17 protein-coding genes are annotated in these 18,952 nt (G+C 46.2%); 14 read left to right on the top strand and 3 right to left on the bottom strand.

Going from position 1 to position 18,952, the window contains the following annotated elements:
* The first annotated feature begins 105 nt into the window (after positions 1 to 105).
* The 7 genes from DVG78_RS04260 (at position 106) to DVG78_RS04230 (ending at position 5,016) form a co-directional block, all read left to right on the top strand.
* The gene (locus DVG78_RS04260; protein WP_114459817.1) at positions 106 to 522 is read left to right on the top strand and encodes a DUF1801 domain-containing protein; all 417 of its coding nucleotides are present in this window, start codon (positions 106 to 108) and stop codon (positions 520 to 522) included.
* A gap of 58 nt (positions 523 to 580) precedes the next feature.
* Positions 581 to 1,585: a 4-hydroxyproline epimerase gene (locus tag DVG78_RS04255; protein WP_114459816.1), complete on the top strand. Its 1,005-nt coding sequence runs from the start codon at positions 581 to 583 to the stop codon at positions 1,583 to 1,585.
* A 25-nt stretch (positions 1,586 to 1,610) separates the two neighbouring features.
* On the top strand, positions 1,611 to 2,597 hold the full coding sequence (locus tag DVG78_RS04250; protein WP_114459815.1) for an HNH endonuclease: 987 nt from the start codon (positions 1,611 to 1,613) through the stop codon (positions 2,595 to 2,597).
* Positions 2,598 to 2,870: 273 nt separating this feature from the next.
* On the top strand, positions 2,871 to 3,479 hold the full coding sequence (locus DVG78_RS04245; protein WP_158549963.1) for a Uma2 family endonuclease: 609 nt from the start codon (positions 2,871 to 2,873) through the stop codon (positions 3,477 to 3,479).
* 168 nt (positions 3,480 to 3,647) lie between these two features.
* Positions 3,648 to 3,863, top strand: a complete 216-nt coding sequence (locus tag DVG78_RS04240) for a hypothetical protein (RefSeq protein ID WP_114459813.1) — start codon at positions 3,648 to 3,650, stop codon at positions 3,861 to 3,863.
* A gap of 340 nt (positions 3,864 to 4,203) precedes the next feature.
* Positions 4,204 to 4,701, top strand: coding sequence for a hypothetical protein (locus DVG78_RS04235; protein WP_114459812.1), 498 nt, complete (start codon positions 4,204 to 4,206; stop codon positions 4,699 to 4,701).
* Between the two features lie 6 nt (positions 4,702 to 4,707).
* Positions 4,708 to 5,016 carry a helix-turn-helix domain-containing protein gene (locus tag DVG78_RS04230; RefSeq protein WP_199563191.1) on the top strand — a complete coding sequence of 103 codons (309 nt, stop codon included), beginning with the start codon at positions 4,708 to 4,710 and terminating at the stop codon, positions 5,014 to 5,016.
* A gap of 31 nt (positions 5,017 to 5,047) precedes the next feature.
* Here DVG78_RS04230 and DVG78_RS04225 read toward each other — a convergent pair whose 3' ends face one another.
* The 3 genes from DVG78_RS04225 to DVG78_RS04215 form a co-directional block, all read right to left on the bottom strand.
* A complete protein-coding gene (locus DVG78_RS04225) occupies positions 5,048 to 6,196 on the bottom strand; it encodes a cysteine desulfurase family protein (protein WP_114459811.1) in 1,149 nt (382 codons plus the stop codon).
* Between the two features lie 67 nt (positions 6,197 to 6,263).
* Positions 6,264 to 6,659, bottom strand: coding sequence for a hypothetical protein (locus DVG78_RS04220; protein WP_114459810.1), 396 nt, complete (start codon positions 6,657 to 6,659; stop codon positions 6,264 to 6,266).
* Between the two features lie 118 nt (positions 6,660 to 6,777).
* The gene (locus tag DVG78_RS04215; protein WP_114460037.1) at positions 6,778 to 8,010 is read right to left on the bottom strand and encodes a sulfite oxidase; all 1,233 of its coding nucleotides are present in this window, start codon (positions 8,008 to 8,010) and stop codon (positions 6,778 to 6,780) included.
* Positions 8,011 to 8,363: 353 nt separating this feature from the next.
* On the opposite strand from DVG78_RS04215, the gene DVG78_RS04210 reads away from it, so the two are divergent.
* The 7 genes from DVG78_RS04210 to DVG78_RS04180 all read left to right on the top strand — a co-directional run bounded on the left by DVG78_RS04210 (position 8,364) and on the right by DVG78_RS04180 (position 18,102).
* Positions 8,364 to 9,458: an aminotransferase class I/II-fold pyridoxal phosphate-dependent enzyme gene (locus DVG78_RS04210; protein WP_114459809.1), complete on the top strand. Its 1,095-nt coding sequence runs from the start codon at positions 8,364 to 8,366 to the stop codon at positions 9,456 to 9,458.
* 145 nt (positions 9,459 to 9,603) lie between these two features.
* Positions 9,604 to 10,305, top strand: a complete 702-nt coding sequence (locus DVG78_RS04205) for a DUF2306 domain-containing protein (protein WP_114460036.1) — start codon at positions 9,604 to 9,606, stop codon at positions 10,303 to 10,305.
* Positions 10,306 to 10,443: 138 nt separating this feature from the next.
* The gene (locus DVG78_RS04200) at positions 10,444 to 10,914 is read left to right on the top strand and encodes a MarR family winged helix-turn-helix transcriptional regulator (RefSeq protein ID WP_114070280.1); all 471 of its coding nucleotides are present in this window, start codon (positions 10,444 to 10,446) and stop codon (positions 10,912 to 10,914) included.
* A 421-nt stretch (positions 10,915 to 11,335) separates the two neighbouring features.
* Positions 11,336 to 11,986 carry a TetR/AcrR family transcriptional regulator gene (locus tag DVG78_RS04195; protein WP_114459808.1) on the top strand — a complete coding sequence of 217 codons (651 nt, stop codon included), beginning with the start codon at positions 11,336 to 11,338 and terminating at the stop codon, positions 11,984 to 11,986.
* A 64-nt stretch (positions 11,987 to 12,050) separates the two neighbouring features.
* Positions 12,051 to 13,412, top strand: a complete 1,362-nt coding sequence (locus tag DVG78_RS04190) for a TolC family protein (RefSeq protein ID WP_114459807.1) — start codon at positions 12,051 to 12,053, stop codon at positions 13,410 to 13,412.
* Positions 13,413 to 13,481: 69 nt separating this feature from the next.
* Complete coding sequence (locus DVG78_RS04185) at positions 13,482 to 14,618, top strand: efflux RND transporter periplasmic adaptor subunit (protein WP_114459806.1); 1,137 nt, start codon at positions 13,482 to 13,484, stop codon at positions 14,616 to 14,618.
* Between the two features lie 7 nt (positions 14,619 to 14,625).
* Positions 14,626 to 18,102 carry an efflux RND transporter permease subunit gene (locus DVG78_RS04180; protein ID WP_114459805.1) on the top strand — a complete coding sequence of 1,159 codons (3,477 nt, stop codon included), beginning with the start codon at positions 14,626 to 14,628 and terminating at the stop codon, positions 18,100 to 18,102.
* Positions 18,103 to 18,952 lie beyond the last annotated feature (850 nt).

The raw sequence follows: 18,952 nt of genomic DNA, 5'->3' as shown, positions 1-18,952 counted from the left end.
GCCTGTTCGGTACCGTGAAGTTTTAAAATAAAGTCCTCCCTACACGGGAGGATTTAGGTGGGGTTCTTTAACTTTGTGGTAGGTTCTCTCAACTCCCCCTACCTCATGGCTGAAAACAAAACCCAACCTACCAACCAAAGCGTAGACGCGTTTATTGACGGCATCGACCGCGAGCAGCAGCGCACAGACAGCCGCATCGTTGCAGAAATCATGCAACGCGCTACTGGAAGCAAACCCAGAATGTGGGGCGAAAGCATTATCGGTTTTGGCGACACTCACTACAAATACGCCACTGGTCGTGAAGGAGACTGGTTTTTGGTGGGTTTTTCTCCCCGCAAACAAAACCTAACGCTTTACCTGACCTGCGGCATCAACCACCTGGAAGAGGACCTCAAGCGGTTGGGCAAACACAAAACCAGCGTGTCGTGTCTGTACATCAACAAATTGTCGGACGTCAACCTTCTGGTACTGGAGGAAATCATTCAAAAGTCGGTTCAAATAGGCCCAAAAGCATTAGCTTAGCCTGTTTTGACGCAAAATCGTAAAATAAACCATTGTACATCGTCATTTATACTTTCCCGTGTCATCCAAAACTTTTTTCTGCATTGATGCCCACACCTGCGGCAATCCCGTGCGCGTCGTAGCTGGCGGCGGCCCTATTCTTGAAGGCAAAAACATGAGCGAAAAACGCCAGCATTTTCTGCGCGAATACGACTGGATTCGCAAAGGTCTAATGTTTGAGCCGCGCGGCCACGACATGATGTCGGGCAGTATTTTGTACCCGCCCCACGACCCCGAAAACGACGTAGCGGTGCTGTTTATCGAAACCAGCGGCTGCCTGCCCATGTGCGGCCACGGTACCATCGGCACCATCACCATCGCCATTGAGCATGGTCTCATTCGCCCCAAAACGCCCGGCATTGTACGCATGGAAGCGCCAGCGGGTTTGGTACTTATTAGTTATGTTCAGGAAGGCAACAAAGTCAAATCCGTCAAGCTCGTCAACGTACCTTCCTACCTTGCCGCCGAAGGCATCGAAGCCGAATGCCCCGACCTCGGCACGCTCAAAATGGACGTGGCCTACGGAGGCAATTTCTACGCCATCGTGGATGTGCAGGAGAATTTCCCCGGCTTGGAGCATTACAAAGCCGAGCAACTCATCGGCTGGGCGCGGGTATTGCGCCAACGCATCAACGAAAAATACACCTTTGTTCACCCCAACGACCCCACCATCAACGGCCTCAGCCACATCGAATGGACGGGTGCGGTCATTGACCCTACCTCTTCGGCCCGCAATGCCGTCTTCTACGGCGACAAGGCCATTGACCGCTCGCCCTGCGGCACGGGCACCTCGGCGCGCATGGCGCAGTGGGCCGCCCAAGGCAAATTGAAAAAAGGCGACCAGTTCATCCACGAAAGTATCATCGGCAGCAAGTTCATCGGTACGGTCGAAGATTATGCCAAAGTAGGCCCCCACGACGCCATCATTCCGGGCGTGGAAGGTTGGGCCAAAGTGTATGGTCTCAACACCATCACCATCGACCCCGACGATGATCCGTATGCCTATGGGTTTCAGGTGATATAGAGAAAAACATCTTACTGAAAAAATAATGCAGGAAGTAAATCGGGTAATTGAGTATTTCATTCACGCCTTCACGCACCTTCGTCGTGATTCAAAAAAAGGCGGTGCTCCACACAAACCCATTTTACTTCTTGCCATTATTCATGAATATGAATTAGGCAGAATCTCTAAAAATAAAATCTTCATCACTCCAGAACTAACACACTCATTTTCAGTTTTTTGGAATCAACTTGTTGACACCGACCATGACCAACGTTTTGCTTTACCATTTTATCACCTGTCGGGAGAAAAAGGTAATTGGTGGCAGTTAGTTCCTAATGTTGGTTGTGAAATTTGGATTGAAAACCCAGGCTCCATGCGAAGTTTTGGCAATTTGAGTGCCGCAGTTGCTTATGCTGAAATTGACCCAAATTTGGCCTCTTTGTTTTTGATTAAAGAAAGCCGTGATGTGCTGAAACAAATGGTTTTAAAAACGTACTTCCCTCAAAAATCTACGCAGCCAATTGAAAATCAAGAAGATGGATATTTAGATGATTTAAGGAACGAAGTTTATGAACCTTCCGCTGAATACAAAACCAAGTTGCTAAACCTCAAAAAACGTCTTGACCCCGAAACATATCAAATCGAAGTTTATAATCGCGGAACGGTTTTCAGGCGAGAAGTGGTAAAGGTTTACAATGAATCCTGTTGTATTTCAGAACTTCGGGTTTCGGCTTTGTTTACGATTACAATGGTTGACGCTTGCCATATTGTACCTTTTTCAAAAGATTTCAACAACTCCCTAAACAATGGCATTGCCCTTTGCCCTAATCTCCATCGCGCTTTTGACCGAGGCTTAATTTCTGTCAATGAGAATTATGAAGTCATTCTTTCACAATCATTTAAAGAAAACACTCAAAGTGAATACAGTTTTTCAAAAATAGAAGGCAAAACAATCGTCTTGCCAAATGACAAGGTTTTTTGGCCGTCGTTGGCTAATTTTGAATGGCATCGGAAAAATGTGTTTAAGAGGTAGTTAAGCTTCCCGTTAGTTTAAGTTTATTCCAAAAGCCTTCGGGACGAACCTCTGACCTATGCGTTTATAACGCATGACTCTTTTCCCACAAAAATTCAGACGCTCACAGCGTGACAATGGAGAATACTTTATGACCCTTTGATGGGGCTTGGCGGAGGGGTTTTGCACTCATTTTCTGCTGATGCACCAATTATCCTCTATTGGGTTTTGTGCTTTTCTATTTATCTTTACCCTATCATTAGTGAGAGAATTGATTCTACTTATCAGGAAACCATGCTGACAAAGCCTATTCGTCGAAAAGTACTGCTACCCACCCCAAAAGTGTCTATTGAGGACTATTTCAGGGCGGAGGATAAATCTATTCACAAACACGAATACCATAATGGCTTAATCAAAAAAATGGCTGGAGGACAACTACCCCACAATCGGTTAGCTCAAAAAGCAGCCACTATTATTGATAGTTTTGTTGAAGGCAATGAATTAGCGTTTATTGTAAGTAACAGTGACACCAAAATAAGGATTGAGCAATACAACAAGTTTGTGTATCCCGACGCGGTGGTCATTTGTGAAAAACCCGAATTTTATCAAAATCGTAAGGATACCATCACCAATCCCTTACTCATTGTGGAGGTGTTGTCTGACTCGACTAAAGAGTACGACCGAACCATCAAATATGAATATTACCGTACGATTCCAAGTTTTAAGGAATATGTACTGGTACACCAAGACACTAAACATGTGTCGGTTTATACCAAACAAACCGACAATACCTGGATAGTTCGTGACTACGACGGCGACGATGCCACGGCTATTTTATATGCTATTCAAGAATGTCCTTTGCCTTTAAAAAGACTTTATAGAGGATTAGAAATAGGCATTTAGGTTAAAATTTTCGGCATTTCGTAGCTCTTTGCGTTTATCCCGCAAGCTAGTATTCCCCCATAACGATTTCAACCCTTTACGGCTTAACACAAGAGGGAGGTTTGGTGAAAGAATCAGCTTTTATATATCTTCGTTACAGAAACCACTCATTCAAAAAACGCCAGTACCATGAACTTGCCCTATTTATCCGACCATACGGGGTATATTACAGGGGTATTTATCCCTATTAAGGAGTGGGAAAGCATCCGCAAAAAGTTGGATTTGCCCAATACATCAAAGCAACTACACCGCGAAGAATTGCTCGAAGCATTTGAAGAAGTCAAACGGATACGTAAGGGTAAATTACCCAAACCTAGTCTAAGCGATTTTTTAAATGAGCTTTGAGATACTACCCATTTCACCTTTTCAAAGGCAAGCCAAAAGGCTCATCAAAAAATTTCCTTCACTGAAAGGCGAACTTCTGAACCTTATTGAAAGCCTTAAAGACCAGTAAAAGTGGTTCAAGCTATGAAATAACAATCTTCTTTTTGGTTTGCGCTTATCCCAAAAGCCTTTGGTACGAACCTCCACATGATGCGTTTATACCCCCTGCCGCCTTCTACCACAACGATACCAGACGCTCTCTACGTGACAAAGGAGGATAGGCTAATCCCGTATAATTTTTGGAAAGTTATTTGTGAAGTTTTGAAACATGCTTATCTTTGAACTTAATTTATAAGTTAAGTTGAAGTACGCACAACTAGTCGAACTCCCGGATTTACGTTTATCGAAAGTAACCTTTTACAGTATCCGGCTCGAAGAAAACACCCGCAGCGAGTTTGCTGATTTTTTGGTACGAATGAAATCACAGCAACAAACTTTGGGACAACTGGGTGAACTCATTCGCATAATTCAAAATATCGGCACTAAATACGGCGCATTGAAACACTTTTTTCGGCACGAAAATGCAGCTTCGGCATTGCCTCCGCCTCATTTTCAATACGTTGATATTGAAGATTATGGAGTAAGGCTGTACTGTATTCGATTGAGTGATTCGGTAGTGATACTTTTGAACGGTGACCGTAAAACCACCCAAAAAGCTCAGGACTGCCCATTGTGCGCGAAGCATTTTACACTGGCCAATCGGTTGGCCCGGAAAGTAGACGAAGCTATCATAGATGGATACATACGTCTGTTTTACAAAGAGTTAGAACAAGACGATAATTTTGAAATTATACTATAGAAACGTATGAAAAAGCAATTTGAACAGGAAAACATTGACAATCTGCTATCTGAGCTATTGGCGGAGACGCCTAAAGAACAGCTCTTGTTTGTGGACTTTTCGATGGCAATAGCTACTCGGATTGTACGCATATTGGAAGAAAAAGGGCTTAAACAGAAAGATTTGGCGCAGATGCTGGGCAAAACTGAGCCTGAAATCAGCAAATGGCTAAGTGGCACCCACAATTTTACCTTGAGATCATTGGCTAAGATTGAAAGTGTTTTGGGGGAATCTTTATTTGTCGTTGAAACCCCACAGTCAGCTCTGGCTGCCTGATTCCTTTTGGAAAGAAGGTGAGAGTTTCTTATTACCCCCCACTCATCGCCCGCAACTCCCCCACGACTTTCTTTACCGCTTCTACCACCTGCGGGATTTCGTCGGCGGTATTGAAACGCCCTAAACTGAACCGAATGCACGAAAAAGCCTCGGTTTCGGTCATACCCAAGGCCATCAAAACGTGGGAAGGGTCAATAGAGGCCGAAGTACAAGCCGAGCCGTTGGACACGGCGATGTTTTCCAAACCCATGATGAGCGCGTCGGAGTCGCAACCTTCAAAAAGTACATTGGTGACGTTGTAAAGGCGGTTTTCACGGTTGCCGTTGATGCGCGTTCCCGAAATTTGGAGCAATTCATTTTCGAGCGTATCACGCAGTTTCCCTACGCGTTCGGCGTCGGATTGCAGTTGTTTTTGGGCGAGTTCTGCCGCCCTGCCCATGCCCACGATGCCCGTCACGTTGAGCGTGCCCGAGCGTTTGCCGCCTTCGTGCCCACCGCCGTGCAGGAGCGCTTCCAGTTTGACGCGATTCGGTCGTCGCTGCCGTACAAACAACGCACCCACGCCTTTGGGCCCGTAAAATTTATGTGCCGACATAGGCATCAAATCAATACCCAATTCATCTACATTCAGCGGCATTTTACCCACAGCTTGTGTGCCATCGGTCATAAACAGCGCGCCAACTTCACGAGTCAATCGCCCTATTTCTTTTAAAGGTTGAACGACGCCAATTTCATTATTTACGGCCATCATCGACACCAAAACCGTGTCTTTGCGAAGCGTATTTTTGAGCAAATCAAGGTCGAGTAAACCATTGGGCTGTACTGGCAAATAAGACACCTCAAAGCCTTTGGTTTCAAGGTGTTTGCAAACATCCAAGACCGCAGAATGTTCTGTTTGTAGCGTGACAATGTGTTTGCCTTTGGCTTGGTATTGTTCGGCTACGCCTTTGATAGCCAAGTTGATGGCCTCCGTTGCCCCCGAAGTAAACACGATTTCGTGGGTTTGGGCCCCTATCAAATCAGCCAACTGTTGACGGGCAGTTTTGACGGCTTCGCTTGCACCTACCCCAAAAGCGTGCGTACTAGCCGCATTGGCAAAGTTATCGGTCAGAAACGGCATCATTGTTTCCAACACTCGTGGGTCTATTCGGGTCGTAGCGTTGTTGTCTAAATAAATCATGTTCTTCCGTACTCTCCTTTTTCATCGATATCACCTACCGTTGCAATAACACCTGCAAATCAACGCTTTATTTCTCCAATTTATACCACTTCACATTGCGCAACGCCTCCCTACGCGAGTAGGCCGCTTGATTGGGGGCGTAATGCTTGGCAAGATAATCCAGTACCGTTTTTTCAGTTTCGCCCAAATCCCACAGCTTATGATTGCGCTGCATCCAGCGAATTTTGCTCAACCATTCGTCGCGGGTGAAGCGGTGCTGTAAGATCAACTTCGGCGAGTGGCAACCCGTGCATTGGGCTTTCACAATCGTAAAGTTAGGGTCGAGCGCCAAGCCCGTTTCGGCATCTACGCTGTCGGCCAATCCTTGCGTCGAGGAGGGGTTTACACCGTATGTATGTTCCCGCTGCATCGCCGCCACAAACAGGCCAACGGCGCAGATTACTAACAATAGGTTCTTTATCATATTGACGAATGACGAATAATTCAAGTAATGAATGAGCGAATTACGAGGTACGAATATAGAACACCTTTTATCATTACTTTTTCATTTTACATTTTTCTGTTTTACATTTTTCGGTTAACTAAACCGCTTTTACGGCAATTCGATGGCAGGCGTTGTTGAGGTATCCTCCAGGATTCCAGGCAGGAATCACCATCGGCTGTGCTACCCCGTTGGCATCTGTGGCGCGGGCCCATACTTCATAATAGCCCTTTTTGGGAAGCTGAATCTGCGCCGACCAACGCTGCCACGCCAAGCGGTTTTTGGGAGGCTGCACGTTGGCTTTTTGCCAAGTAGCCCCGTAATCCACAGAAACTTGCACTTCCTTGATGCCAACATCGCCCGCCCATGCGTGGCCGCGCAGCGAAAGGGTTTTGCCCAAGTCGAGCATAGCGCCTGATTTAGGATATGTTATCAGCGATTTGACGGGCATGGACTCAATGATGCGGAAGTTTTCGGGGGTCTCGGCCAGTTTTTCCCCCGGCGAAATCGGCTGACGCGGTACGCGGTAACTCTGTCCGTCCATTTTGGCTCCGTCGTGCTCTTTGTTGCGAATCGCAATCGTATGCAGCCACTTACCCGATACCGAAGCCGGCCAGCCGCCAATGACCAATCGCAGCGGAAAGCCGTGCATCAGCGGCAGGTCTTGTCCGTTGACCGCCCAAGCCACGAGGGTTTCGTCTTCCAAGGCTTTTTTGATGGGCACGCCACGCGAAATCACCACCTTGCTTGCGTCACGGCTGGGATGTAAGTCTTTGCCGTAATACCCGATATAGACGGCATCGTCTTTCAGGCCCACATCGTTGAGGATATCTTTCAGGCGCACACCCGTCCATTCGGCGCAGCTTACCGCGCCTTGGTCCCACTGATTGCCAGAGGTTTGGGGTACAAATCCGGAGCGCCCGTTGCCGCCACATTCGAGCACCAGCTGATAGGTGTAGGTCTTGAATTTGGTTTTCAGCTCGCTCAGGCTATACGTTTTCGGGGCTTTGACCGACTCACCTTTGATGGTCAGGCTCCAAGTTTTGGGGTCAATCTTTTCTTCGGGTGCGAGGCCGTTGTTACGGATAAACATACGTTCAATGGGCGTCACCGCATCATCCAACAAATGAGGTGGCGTTTCAACGTTCCAAGGCTTATCACTCAGCACGATCATATCGGGATGCTTGCCCGCCATTCCCTCATCAAATGCCAGCGGAACGTGATTTTGGGGCATATTTTCGGCAAAAACGATTTCGGTTCCCACTAGCCCTGCCAACGTTGTCAAGGCACTTTTCTTTAAAAAACCGCGACGGTCGTGCAGCGTTTTGCTCATTTTCCTATCTATTTTATAATCTATGGGATTGGTGGATGATTTCATTTTTCAAAGATGCTACAAAAAATGTATAATTGAAAAGTTCTTTTGCCCTGATTTTGGGGTGAAAGCATGAAACCCGTTATTCCTTCCTATTGGGCTTATGACAGAAGGCATAAATTGAAAGATTCTCTGTATGTTTGAACAAAAAAATTGCCCGATTCGAAGGACGAGTTTAGGATTTAAGAATTATTCCATTTTTATCTTTTCAGTTTTAAAATTCCCGACTTTACGGTTTTACTTTTTTCAGTTTTTCGGTTTAATGTTTTTCGGTTTTACATTTTTCAGCTTTTCGGTTTTAATCTTTTTATCCCTTGCCAACCCCCACCCATTTCCACCAGATAGCCCATTTACCCGGTCGCAGTATCGATATTGACGGCCAAGAATACCTGTATTTTAGCGGCACGGCCTATTTGGGGCTACCGCACAATCCCGCTTTTCAAGACCTTATTCAGGAAGGTTTGCATCAGTACGGAAGTGTGTACGGTAGCTCTCGTAACGGCAATTTACAACTGACTATTTACCAACAGGCGGAACAAAAACTAGCTTCTTGGGCGGGTGCTGATGCCGCACTCACGCTATCATCAGGGATGTTGGCGGGACAGGCGGCCATTCGGCAACTGATGCTCGAAGGTTACGAATTTAGTTATTCGCCCGATGTCCATCCTGCGGTTTGGCACCTGCCCCAAGTGGATATTGCCAAGGAAACATTTGAACACTGGATTGAGAATACCCTCACAACCCTCCACACTACGAATCGCGCGGCGAACCGTCACCAAATAGCCCTCGTCACCAACTCCGTCGATGCGCTTCGCGGAAAACTATACGATTTTGAATGGATTAAATCTATTCCTGAAGACCGCGAAGTAGTTTTATTGGTGGATGATTCACACGGTTTGGGCGTAACGGGCACTGGAGGCCGTGGCGTTTGGGAACGTATTCCTAAAAGAAAAAACGTGCGTTTGATTGTCACGGCTTCGCTAGCTAAAGCCATGGGATTGCCCGGTGGCGTTATTTTTTCGGACCCCGCGAGCCTGCACCGTATCCGTTATTCCGCCTACTTTGGGGGCTGTTCGCCCGTAGCCCCCGACCATCTTTACGCATACGTCCAAGCCGAGACCATTTATCAAGACGCTTATGAGCGCTTACAGGCCAATATCCGCCAATTTACCGATTCCATTCGGGACTTAAACTTGTTGAGTTTTACGGACAATTACCCCGTTTTTTACAGCGGGCGCGACGAGTTGTACCCTTTTTTATTGGAACGCGGCATCTTTATCTACAGTTTTTCTTACCCCAAACCCACCGACAAAGCCAATACCCGCGTCGTATTGAGTGCTTGGCATACGCCCGACGACATTCAAAAACTCAGCGCGGCCTGCCGCGACTTCGCCGCCCTGTACCTTTAGACATTTCCGTTTGCCCTTGTCTTCCTTCGCTTCACTCCCTTCGATGGTTACTCCGTCGGAAAAGAGCTGTTTGCCCAAGGGCTTCCGCAGATATTTGTTTCGTTGTTCGGCCTTAAACCATCCTTCAATCAAACATAAAACTGCCATGAAAACATTTTTTATCATCACCCACGTTGCCATCGGATTTCTGGCCCTTGCCGTGGGGCTTGTTCCTATGTTATCCAAAAAAGGGAGCCGTTTACACAACAAAACAGGCCTTATTTATTATTGGTCAATGGTCTTCGTGGCCATTTCGGCGGTTGGCTTGGTGCTCATTTCTCCCCTTACCGACGGGCGTTTGTTCTTAACAGGCATTGCAGTTTTCAGCTTCTATTTGTGCTTTACGGGGCGGCGTTCGCTCCAACAACGCGACGAAGAGTCCGTGAGGTGGTACGATTGGGGTATATCGGGATTGATGGTGGCTACCTCCGTAGCCATGATTGTGTATGGCGTGTATCACCTCTCTACGTTGTTGATGAAGGGCCAATTTGAATCCATCGGGGTATTATTTTTAGTTTTCGGGATTTTCAGCGGCTCTAATGCCCGTTACGATTTCAAGAAATACCTCCTTCCTCACGCCGCCAAATACGGCAATCGGGAGTGGTTGTTTGTCCACATTGAGCGCATGGGCGGCTCGTACATCGCTACCTTCACGGCCTTTGCGCTGGTGAATATACGTTACGTTTTTCCTGATGCCCCCGCAGGGATTTATATTGCTACTTGGATTATGCCCGGCCTGATTGGCGGGCTGCTTATCGGCAGAGTCGTCCGTTTTTATTTGGTAAAATTCAAAATGTCTGTTCAATAATGTGGTATGCTGACATACCATAATCAATTTTAACGTATATCTTTGCCTATCTGACACTGATATTAAACTTCCCGACTTTGGCAGATGGATTCTTCCAAAACTTGGGAAGTTTTACAAATGACATCAAATCAACAGGTAATGCGCAAGGAAAAAACCGTCGACTTTCACATCAAATGGGCTTGGCACGCCATTTCCAGGATGTACAATACTTACGCCTCTCGGCGGTATGGTATGACGATGGCGATTGGGTATGTATTGCTGAATATCGACATGGAAAACGGCACCCCAGCCACCCGCATTGGGCCGTCTATCGGCATGGAGCCGCGCAGCCTCACGCGTACGCTCAAAGCCCTCGAAGAGCGCGGTTGGATTCGGCGCGAAACCGACGATGTAGACAAACGTTTTGTAAAAGTCTTTTTGACCGAAGAGGGAAAACGAAGACGCGAAATGGCCCGCGAGGGCGTGATAGCTTTCAATACCATGCTGCGTGACCAAATTCCCCTCGACAAATTGGTCATCTTCTTTGACGTTATCAAGGAAATCAACCGATTGGTGGAAGAGGAAAACAACAAAATCAAAGCCGAAAACTTCCTTAACGACGAAATTTAAACGCTGCTCTTTTTTTTATCCCCTGAATCTTCCCTTTTGTCAGCATTTTCACCCACTTCGCGCTTTTTTTCTAGCCACGTGTGAGTTGGGTTTTTACTTTTGCCTTCTCGTAACATTACATTCCCATTGGTAGATTCTGCCGATAGACATCTATACGTTTTAATAAAACTTATTCTTTAAATAATACAAAATTGAACGGATTATTGGACATACTCTAGTCATTCCGATTTAATTTTCATTTTCTCCAACCCTGCTGACATAGGGTTGTCAGTGCCGACTATTTAATTTGTATTACAAAAAAAACGCCTTAAATACCTGTTTCGCTCTCATGGAACTCAAAAATATTTGATAAAAAACTTTGGAAACTATGAACCTTTATAGAGTTTCCAAAGTTTCTATCTTTAAAAAGTGAAAAACCATAGTGAGAGAAAGAATCCTTGAAAAAGCGCAGGAACTATTTTTTAGGTTCGGCGTCAAAAGTGTTACGATGGATGATATTGCCCGTGAATTGGGTATTTCAAAAAAGACCATCTACCAACATTTTGAAGATAAAAATTCAATGGTATGTGCGGGGGTAAAACACCATTTTGAATGCGACCACTTCATTGCCGAAAAAATCCACAATGAAGCCCCCAACCCAATTGCAGAGGCAGTGATGGGTGCCGAAATGATGCGACAAACCATGTCGGGATTGAATCCATCGGCCATTTTTGACATCAAGAAGTATTACCCGCAGGCTTGGGATTTGTTTTCGCAGTATAAAAAAGAGTTTGTGCTTGATTTGATTCGGAGAAACATCAAAAAAGGCATTGAAATGGGGTTGTATCGCTCCAATGTCAACGCCGAAGTCATTGCCAGATTACGCCTCGAACAGGTTGAAATGGGCTTAGACCCTTATATTTTCCCCGTAGGACAGTTCAATCCGTTGGACACTCAGTTGGAATTACTCGATCATTTCTTACGAGGAATTGTTACCCCCGAAGGACTTGAATTATATGAAGAATACACAAAAACACAACTTTCCGTCTCTATATCTCTATCAGCACTGCTGAACACCAAAAGTACCTATTAACAGCCCATTTTTTAACTCGTATCGGTCGGAAACGGCCACCAAACTATTCATTCAATCACACTCTATGCAATCAATTCAACGCAAATGGAAATGGCTGGTGCTATGCATACTGCCGCTTTTTCCGACCTACAGCCAAACGCGTTATTCACTTCAGGAGGCCATTCAATACGGAGTGACGCACAACATCAACGTCAAGAATTCGCAAACCGACGCCCAAAGCGCGGAGTCGCGGATTGGAGAAATTCGGTCGGTGGGTTTACCGCAAGTGAGTGCATCGTTAAGCCTCATGGACAACCTCATCATCCAACGTGTTTTTTTACCAGCTATCTTTTTTGACCCCCAAGCTCCAGAAGGCGCACCTCCAGTACCCGTTCAGTTTGGCGTAAAATACTCGGGGAATGCGGCGCTGCAACTCAACCAAATGATTTTCAACGCCCAATGGTTATTGGGTTTGAAAGCTGCGCAGGCGTATCGGGAATTGGCCGTTAAGAACGTAACCCAATCTAAAATCCAGATTGCCGAAAGCGTTTCGAAGGCGTATTATGGCGTATTGGTGGCCGAAGAGCGCGCCAAACTACTGGATTTGAACATTCAGCGTCTGGATAGCCTCACCCGCGAAATGGGGGAAATGAACAAAAAAGGATTTGTCGAAAAACTGGACGTAGACCGTTTGGAAGTATCGCTCAACAATCTCAAAACCGAACGATCCAAGGTGCAGAACATGGTGGATTTGAGTTATTATATGCTCAAGTTTCAGATGGGCATGAAACTCGACGAAGCCATCCAACTGACCGACCGCATCAACGAAACAGACGTAGAAAAGATTGCGGCAGAAGTAAAAGCCAGCGATGCCAACGACTTTAAGTATGACCAGCGTGTTGATTATTCTATTCTGAAAAGCAACCTGCTACTGTCAGAAATGGACGTTGAGAACAACAAAAGAGGTTATTATCCTACCGTTTCGGCTTTTGCGGGCTACGGGTACAACACGGGTAGAAATGGTTTTGGGGAAGTTTGGGGTTCGCCGTGGTTCAACAACGCCAACATCGGCTTGAGTGTCAACATTCCCGTTTTCGACGGTTTTGCCAAGAAATACAAGATTCAACAGGCCAAATTTACGGTCGATAAAGTGAAGCAAAGCCTGAGTTTGGTGGAGCAATCCATTGATTTGCAGATTCGTAGCGCCAACATCACCATCATCAACGGCCTCGAAACCCTCAAAACCCAAAAGCGCAACCTTGATTTGGCGCAGGAAGTAGTGCGGGTGTCTAAAATCAAATACCAATCGGGAACAGGCTCTAATATTGAAGTAATCAATGCCGAATCGGCCCTGAAAGAATCTCAAACCAACTATTTTGCCTCACTCTACGAATTGCTTTTAGCAAAAGTAGATTTGGACAAAGCCAAAGGGAAATTAAACTATTAAGACAGTGGGCAGTGGACCAAGGCTCACCTCGCGGTCCACTATCCAACCTGAAATCTAACAACACATTTTATGAAAGCACAATACATTTTCTTATTAGCAGCCACTTTATTCGTAACTGCCTGCGGAGGCGAAAAGAAACCGAATACGTTAGCGGAGAAAAAAGAAGCCTTGGCCAAACTCAAAGCCGATGCCAAAACGTTAACGGAAAAAATCACGGCGCTCGAAACCGAACTCAAAGCCGCTGACCCAACCATGAAAGCCGCCGAAAAGGTGATGCCGGTCGTGACCACCACGCTCGAACCACGCAGTTTCAAAAGCTTCATTGAAATTCAGGGAACGGTCGAAACCAAAAACACCGCTACTGCTACCCCAAGAATGGCTGGTACGTACACCACGGTCTACGTAAAAGAAGGCCAAACCGTAAAAGCAGGGCAATTATTGGCTAAAATTGACAATGCCATTCTGCGTGACCAAATCGCGGCCTTGAAACAGCAAATGGAATTGGTGAATACCGTTTATGATAAACAAAAGGCCCTCTGGGATCAGAAAATCGGAACGGAAATTCAGTATTTGCAGGCAAAAAACAACAAAGAGTCGTTGGAGAAAAACCTCGCGGTACTGAATACGCAAATTGACCTCTATAACGTATACGCGCCCATCAGCGGAGCGGTAGAAAGAGTAATGGTCAAAACGGGTGAAATTGCCGCGCCGGGAATGCCGTTGGCGAGCATCGTCAACTTGGGCAGCCTGAAAGCAACGGCCAACGTGCCCGACAGCTACTTGAGCAACATCAAAATGGGCGATGCCGTAAAAGTAAATCTACCCGACATTGGTCGTGAAATCAACGCCCGCGTTACGTTTATCAGCAAATTGGTCAACCCAGCCAATCGTACATTCAAAATTGAGGCCACCATTCCGACCACCAGCGACATCAAGCCTAATATGCTTTCGATTCTGAACATTGCCGACATCAATAAATCCAACGCCTTGGTTATCAAGCAAAATTATATCCAAAGCACTGAGTTTGGTGATGTAGTGTACGTGGCAGAAATGGAAGGAAACAAGAAAGTAGCGAAGTCGCGCAAGATTAAAACGGGAGTATCTTACAACGGCGAAATCGAAATCACGGAAGGACTCCGCGCGGGAGATTTGATTGTAACGGAAGGTTATCAGGATTTGGTAGACGGACAGGTAATCAGTTATTAATACGCTTATGACAACCCTAAAAGACTTTGCAATTACCCGTTGGTGCTTAGAGAATAAGACCACGGTATATCTCTTCACGGCCATTATTTCACTGGCGGGTTTGTTCGTGTACTTCACGATGCCCAAAGAGCAGTTTCCCGAAATCGCCGTGCCCACGGTCATCGTTTCGACGATTTACCCCGGCGCCAGCCCTTCGGACATTGAAACGATTATCACAAAACCCATCGAAAAGCAATTGAAAGCCGCGAGTGGGGTGACGAAAATTAAATCAAATTCGATTCAAGATTTTTCACTCATCACGGTTGAATTTACGACGGGAATCACGGCCCAAGCCGCCAAACAGCGCGTATCCGACGCCGTAGATAAAGCGCTGGTCGACCTGCCTACCGACCGTAAGCAGGACCCTTCGGTGCAGGAGGTAAACTTCTCGGAGTTTCCGATCATGAACATCAACTTGGCGGGTAATTATTCGTTGAAAAAACTGAAAGATTACGCCGAACAGTTGAAAGATGAAATAGAATCCCTGCCCGAAATCACCCGCGTAGACATCGTTGGGGCACTCGACCGCGAGATTCAAATCAACCTCGACCTGTACAAAATGCAGGCTGCGGGGGTTTCATTCTTCGAAATTCAGAACGCCATTCAGGGCGAAAACATCAACGTATCGGGCGGTGAGCTTAATGTTGACAATGTACGCCGCAACCTCCGCGTGGTGGGTGAGTTTAAAGATGTAAATCAACTGAACAACATCATCATTCGTTCGTCGACCGGCGCAACACTCAAACTGAGTGAAATCGCCGAAGTAAAAGACGGTTTCGCCGAAAGACAAAGCTACGCGCGTTTGGATGGAAAAACGGTAATTACCCTCAACGTCATCAAGCGCGGGGGCGAAAACTTGATTTCAGCGGCGGATGAGATTAAGACCATTCTGAAAAAATACGAGGATACCAAGTTCCCCGAAGGATTGAAAGTAAGCCTGACCAACGATAGCTCTGAGCGTACCAAAGTGGAGTTGAACGATCTGTTGAACACCGTAATCTTGGGCTTTATCTTCGTGGTATTAGTCCTGATGTTTTTCATGGGAGTTCAGGATGCCATCTTTGTGGGGCTTTCGGTTCCGCTTTCTACATTGGTTGCTTTCGTGCTGTTCCCCGTGATTGCTTCGGCTACGGGTATCACGTTTACGTTGAACACCATCGTACTTTTTGCTTTCTTACTCGGCCTCGGGATTGTGGTGGATGACGCCATTGTCGTCATCGAAAACGCCCACCGCGTATACAATGACGACAAGAAACTCAGTCGAAATCAAGCGATTTCATTTGCGGCGGGTGAGGTATTTGTGCCTGTATTGACGGGAACACTGACGACGATTGCGCCATTCTTACCGCTCTTGTTTTGGCCGGGGATTGTGGGTGAATTCATGAAATTCTTACCGCTGACACTTATCATCACGCTTTTTGCGTCGTTGTTTGTGGCTTACGTCATGAACCCAGTATTTGCGTCTTCATCGCTGAAACGCGTAGAAGAGCACGCCAACGAAGACAAGTCATTCCGTTCTATCCTGAAGCCGTTATTGGTATTGATAGGGCTATCGGTAGTGGGTTATTTTATCAACTTTGGTATCGGTAACCTATTCGCGCTGATTACGATTTTGTACGTTTTCAACCATTATATTCTGACCCCGCACATCATTGTTCCTTTTCAGGAAAATGTGTTTCCACGTCTGAAAAACGGCTATCGTAAACTTATTTCGTGGGTCATTACGGGTGCTCGGCCGTATGTGCTGTTTGCGGGAGTGATTGCGATGTTTGTTGGCACTATCATCCTGACGGGCATTGTTCAGCCCAAATCGGTCTTTTTCCCTTCGGGAGATCCTGACTTTGTGTATGTTTATTGCGTTATGCCGCAAGGTACAGACGCCGCCAAGACCAACGAAGTAATGAAAACACTCGAAGACCGCGTATATGGCGTTATTGGCAAAAACAGCCCGATTGTGGCTTCGGTGATTACCAACATTGGTATCAATGCTGGTGATCCTTTCAACCCCGACCGTACGGTGGTGCCCAACAAAGGGAAAATCACGGTGGCTTTCAAAAGTGTGGAAGAACGTATTCATTACGGAATCTCAACCGCCGATATTTTGGCCAAAGTACGTGAACGCGTAAAAGGAATTCCTGGTGCGCAGGTAACGGCCGAGCCAGAAAGCAACGGTCCGCCAACGGGTAAACCCGTTACGATTGAAATTGCGGGTGAAGATTTTGATAAATTGGTCAATTTGACGGCCAACGTAAAAAATGCCATCATCAAAGCAGGTGTTCCTGGGATTGAAGAACTGAAGTCTGACTTGGTGTTGAATAAACCTGAAATCGTGATTGATATCGACCGCGAACAAGCCGCTCGTGAAGGCATCAGCACGGCACAAATCGCGCTGCAAATTCGTGGGGCATTGTTTGGAACCGAAGTCTCTAAATTCCGCGACGACAAAGACGATTATCCCATCATGGTACGTTTAAAAGAAAACGACCGTGGTCAGATTGAAAAGTTGTTGAGCATGAACATCGTGTACCGCGACATGAACCTCGGCGGAGTATTGCGTCAGGTTCCATTGAGCACGTTGACCAATATTCGTTACTCGACCACTTACAGCGGCATTAATCGTAAAAATCAAGAACGCGTAGTAACGCTTTCGTCCGACGTACTGGGCGGATTCAACGCCAACGACGTAAACTCCCAAATTCAGGAAGTAGTTAATGGCATTGAGATTCCTCAGGGCTACAACGTACGCTTGGGCGGAGAGCAGGAAGAACAAATGAAGTCCATGCAGTTTTTGAGCGTGGCATTCTTAGGAGCTATCCTGTTGATATTCTTGATTTTAGTAACGCAATTCAACTCCATGAGCAAGCCGTTCATTATTTTCTTTACGGTATTGTTTAGCTTGATTGGGGTATTGTTAGGATTTATGATTACGGGCAAAACCATGTCCATCATCATGACGGGTGTGGGTATTTTTGCCTTGGCGGGTATCGTAATCAAAAACGGAATCCTGTTGATTGAATTCACCGAAGAGTTACGCGGACGAGGAATGTCTGTACGTCAGGCGCTTATTGAAGCAGGAGCGGCGCGTCTTACGCCCGTATTGCTGACGGCCTCGGCCTGTATCTTGGGTCTGGTGCCGCTTGCCATCGGAATGAATATCAACTTTGTGACGCTCTTCACGGAGTTTGACCCGCAGTTTTTTATCGGTGGATTCAGTGCCGTATTCTGGGGCTCGCTGGCGTTCACGATTATCTTCGGGTTGTCGTTTAGTACCGTCTTAACCTTGGTGATGGTTCCTGCCATGTATTATATCGTTGAGCGTTTGAAAGACCGTTTCGGCCGCAAAGACCGTCACGTTTTGGCGCCAGTTGTCAATGGAGTAGATGGAAAAGCATCTGCCAACGGCAACGGTGCCAAATCAAAGCAGGAAAAGAACTTAGAAGTATAGTTAATTTTAAAGGTTTAGAGATGCTTGGCAAAAAAAGCCGTCCCAGTTGGGGCGGCTTTTTTAGTGACAAACACATTGGAATTTGATATTATATAAAAAACATACTTTCGTTTATATAATCTAAAGGCGGCCACATCATACTTGGCAAGACGGGTAAGTCCTTAAATTGATCGCGAAACTCGATGCAGGCATATTGAACACCCCGATCAGACCGGGCTGCTGGCGCAGTGTAAAAGTAGTTCACCATTTAATGGCCTATTTTTAAGGGCCATTTGCCAGGCCGCTATACTGGTATCCACTGCGCTCAGCGTATCACTTAAGGCCCAACCGGCCACCTTTCCATCGGCTAAATCCAGAATAGCAGTCAAGTATAACTACCCTTTGCCAGTTCGGATATAAGTGATGTCAGACACCCATTTCTTTCCAAGCTTTTCGGCCGAAAAGTTCCTGTTTAACAGATTATTAGCTATTGGACAATCATGATTTGAGTCTGTTGTTTTCACTCGGTATTTTTTATACATGATGCTCTTTATGTTCGCTTTATGCATCAGTCTGGCTACTCGATTACGAAATACTTTTACTCACGATTTGTTAAGGTCAACGGCAATACGCGGACTACCATAGCGGCATTGACTTTCATTATAAACCTGCCGAATTTAGCAACTGTTGAGTCTTAAGTTGTCGGACTCCAAGTGGTAGTTTGAACCAATAGTAATAGCTACTTACACTTACTTTCAGCACTTTACACATCCTTTCAACGGGAAACTGGCTGGCGTGTTCCTCTATAAATCGGAATATCTCCCACGGCCCGCCAGCGGTCGCCTTTGGAAAAGATGCCGACCGCCTTTTT

The sequence above is a fragment of the Runella aurantiaca genome, assembly GCF_003339505.1.
In the GTDB taxonomy this organism is placed as follows: domain Bacteria; phylum Bacteroidota; class Bacteroidia; order Cytophagales; family Spirosomataceae; genus Runella; species Runella aurantiaca.
The sequence above is the reverse complement of the archived record's forward strand: the minus strand, read 5'-3'. Positions and strand labels throughout refer to the sequence as shown.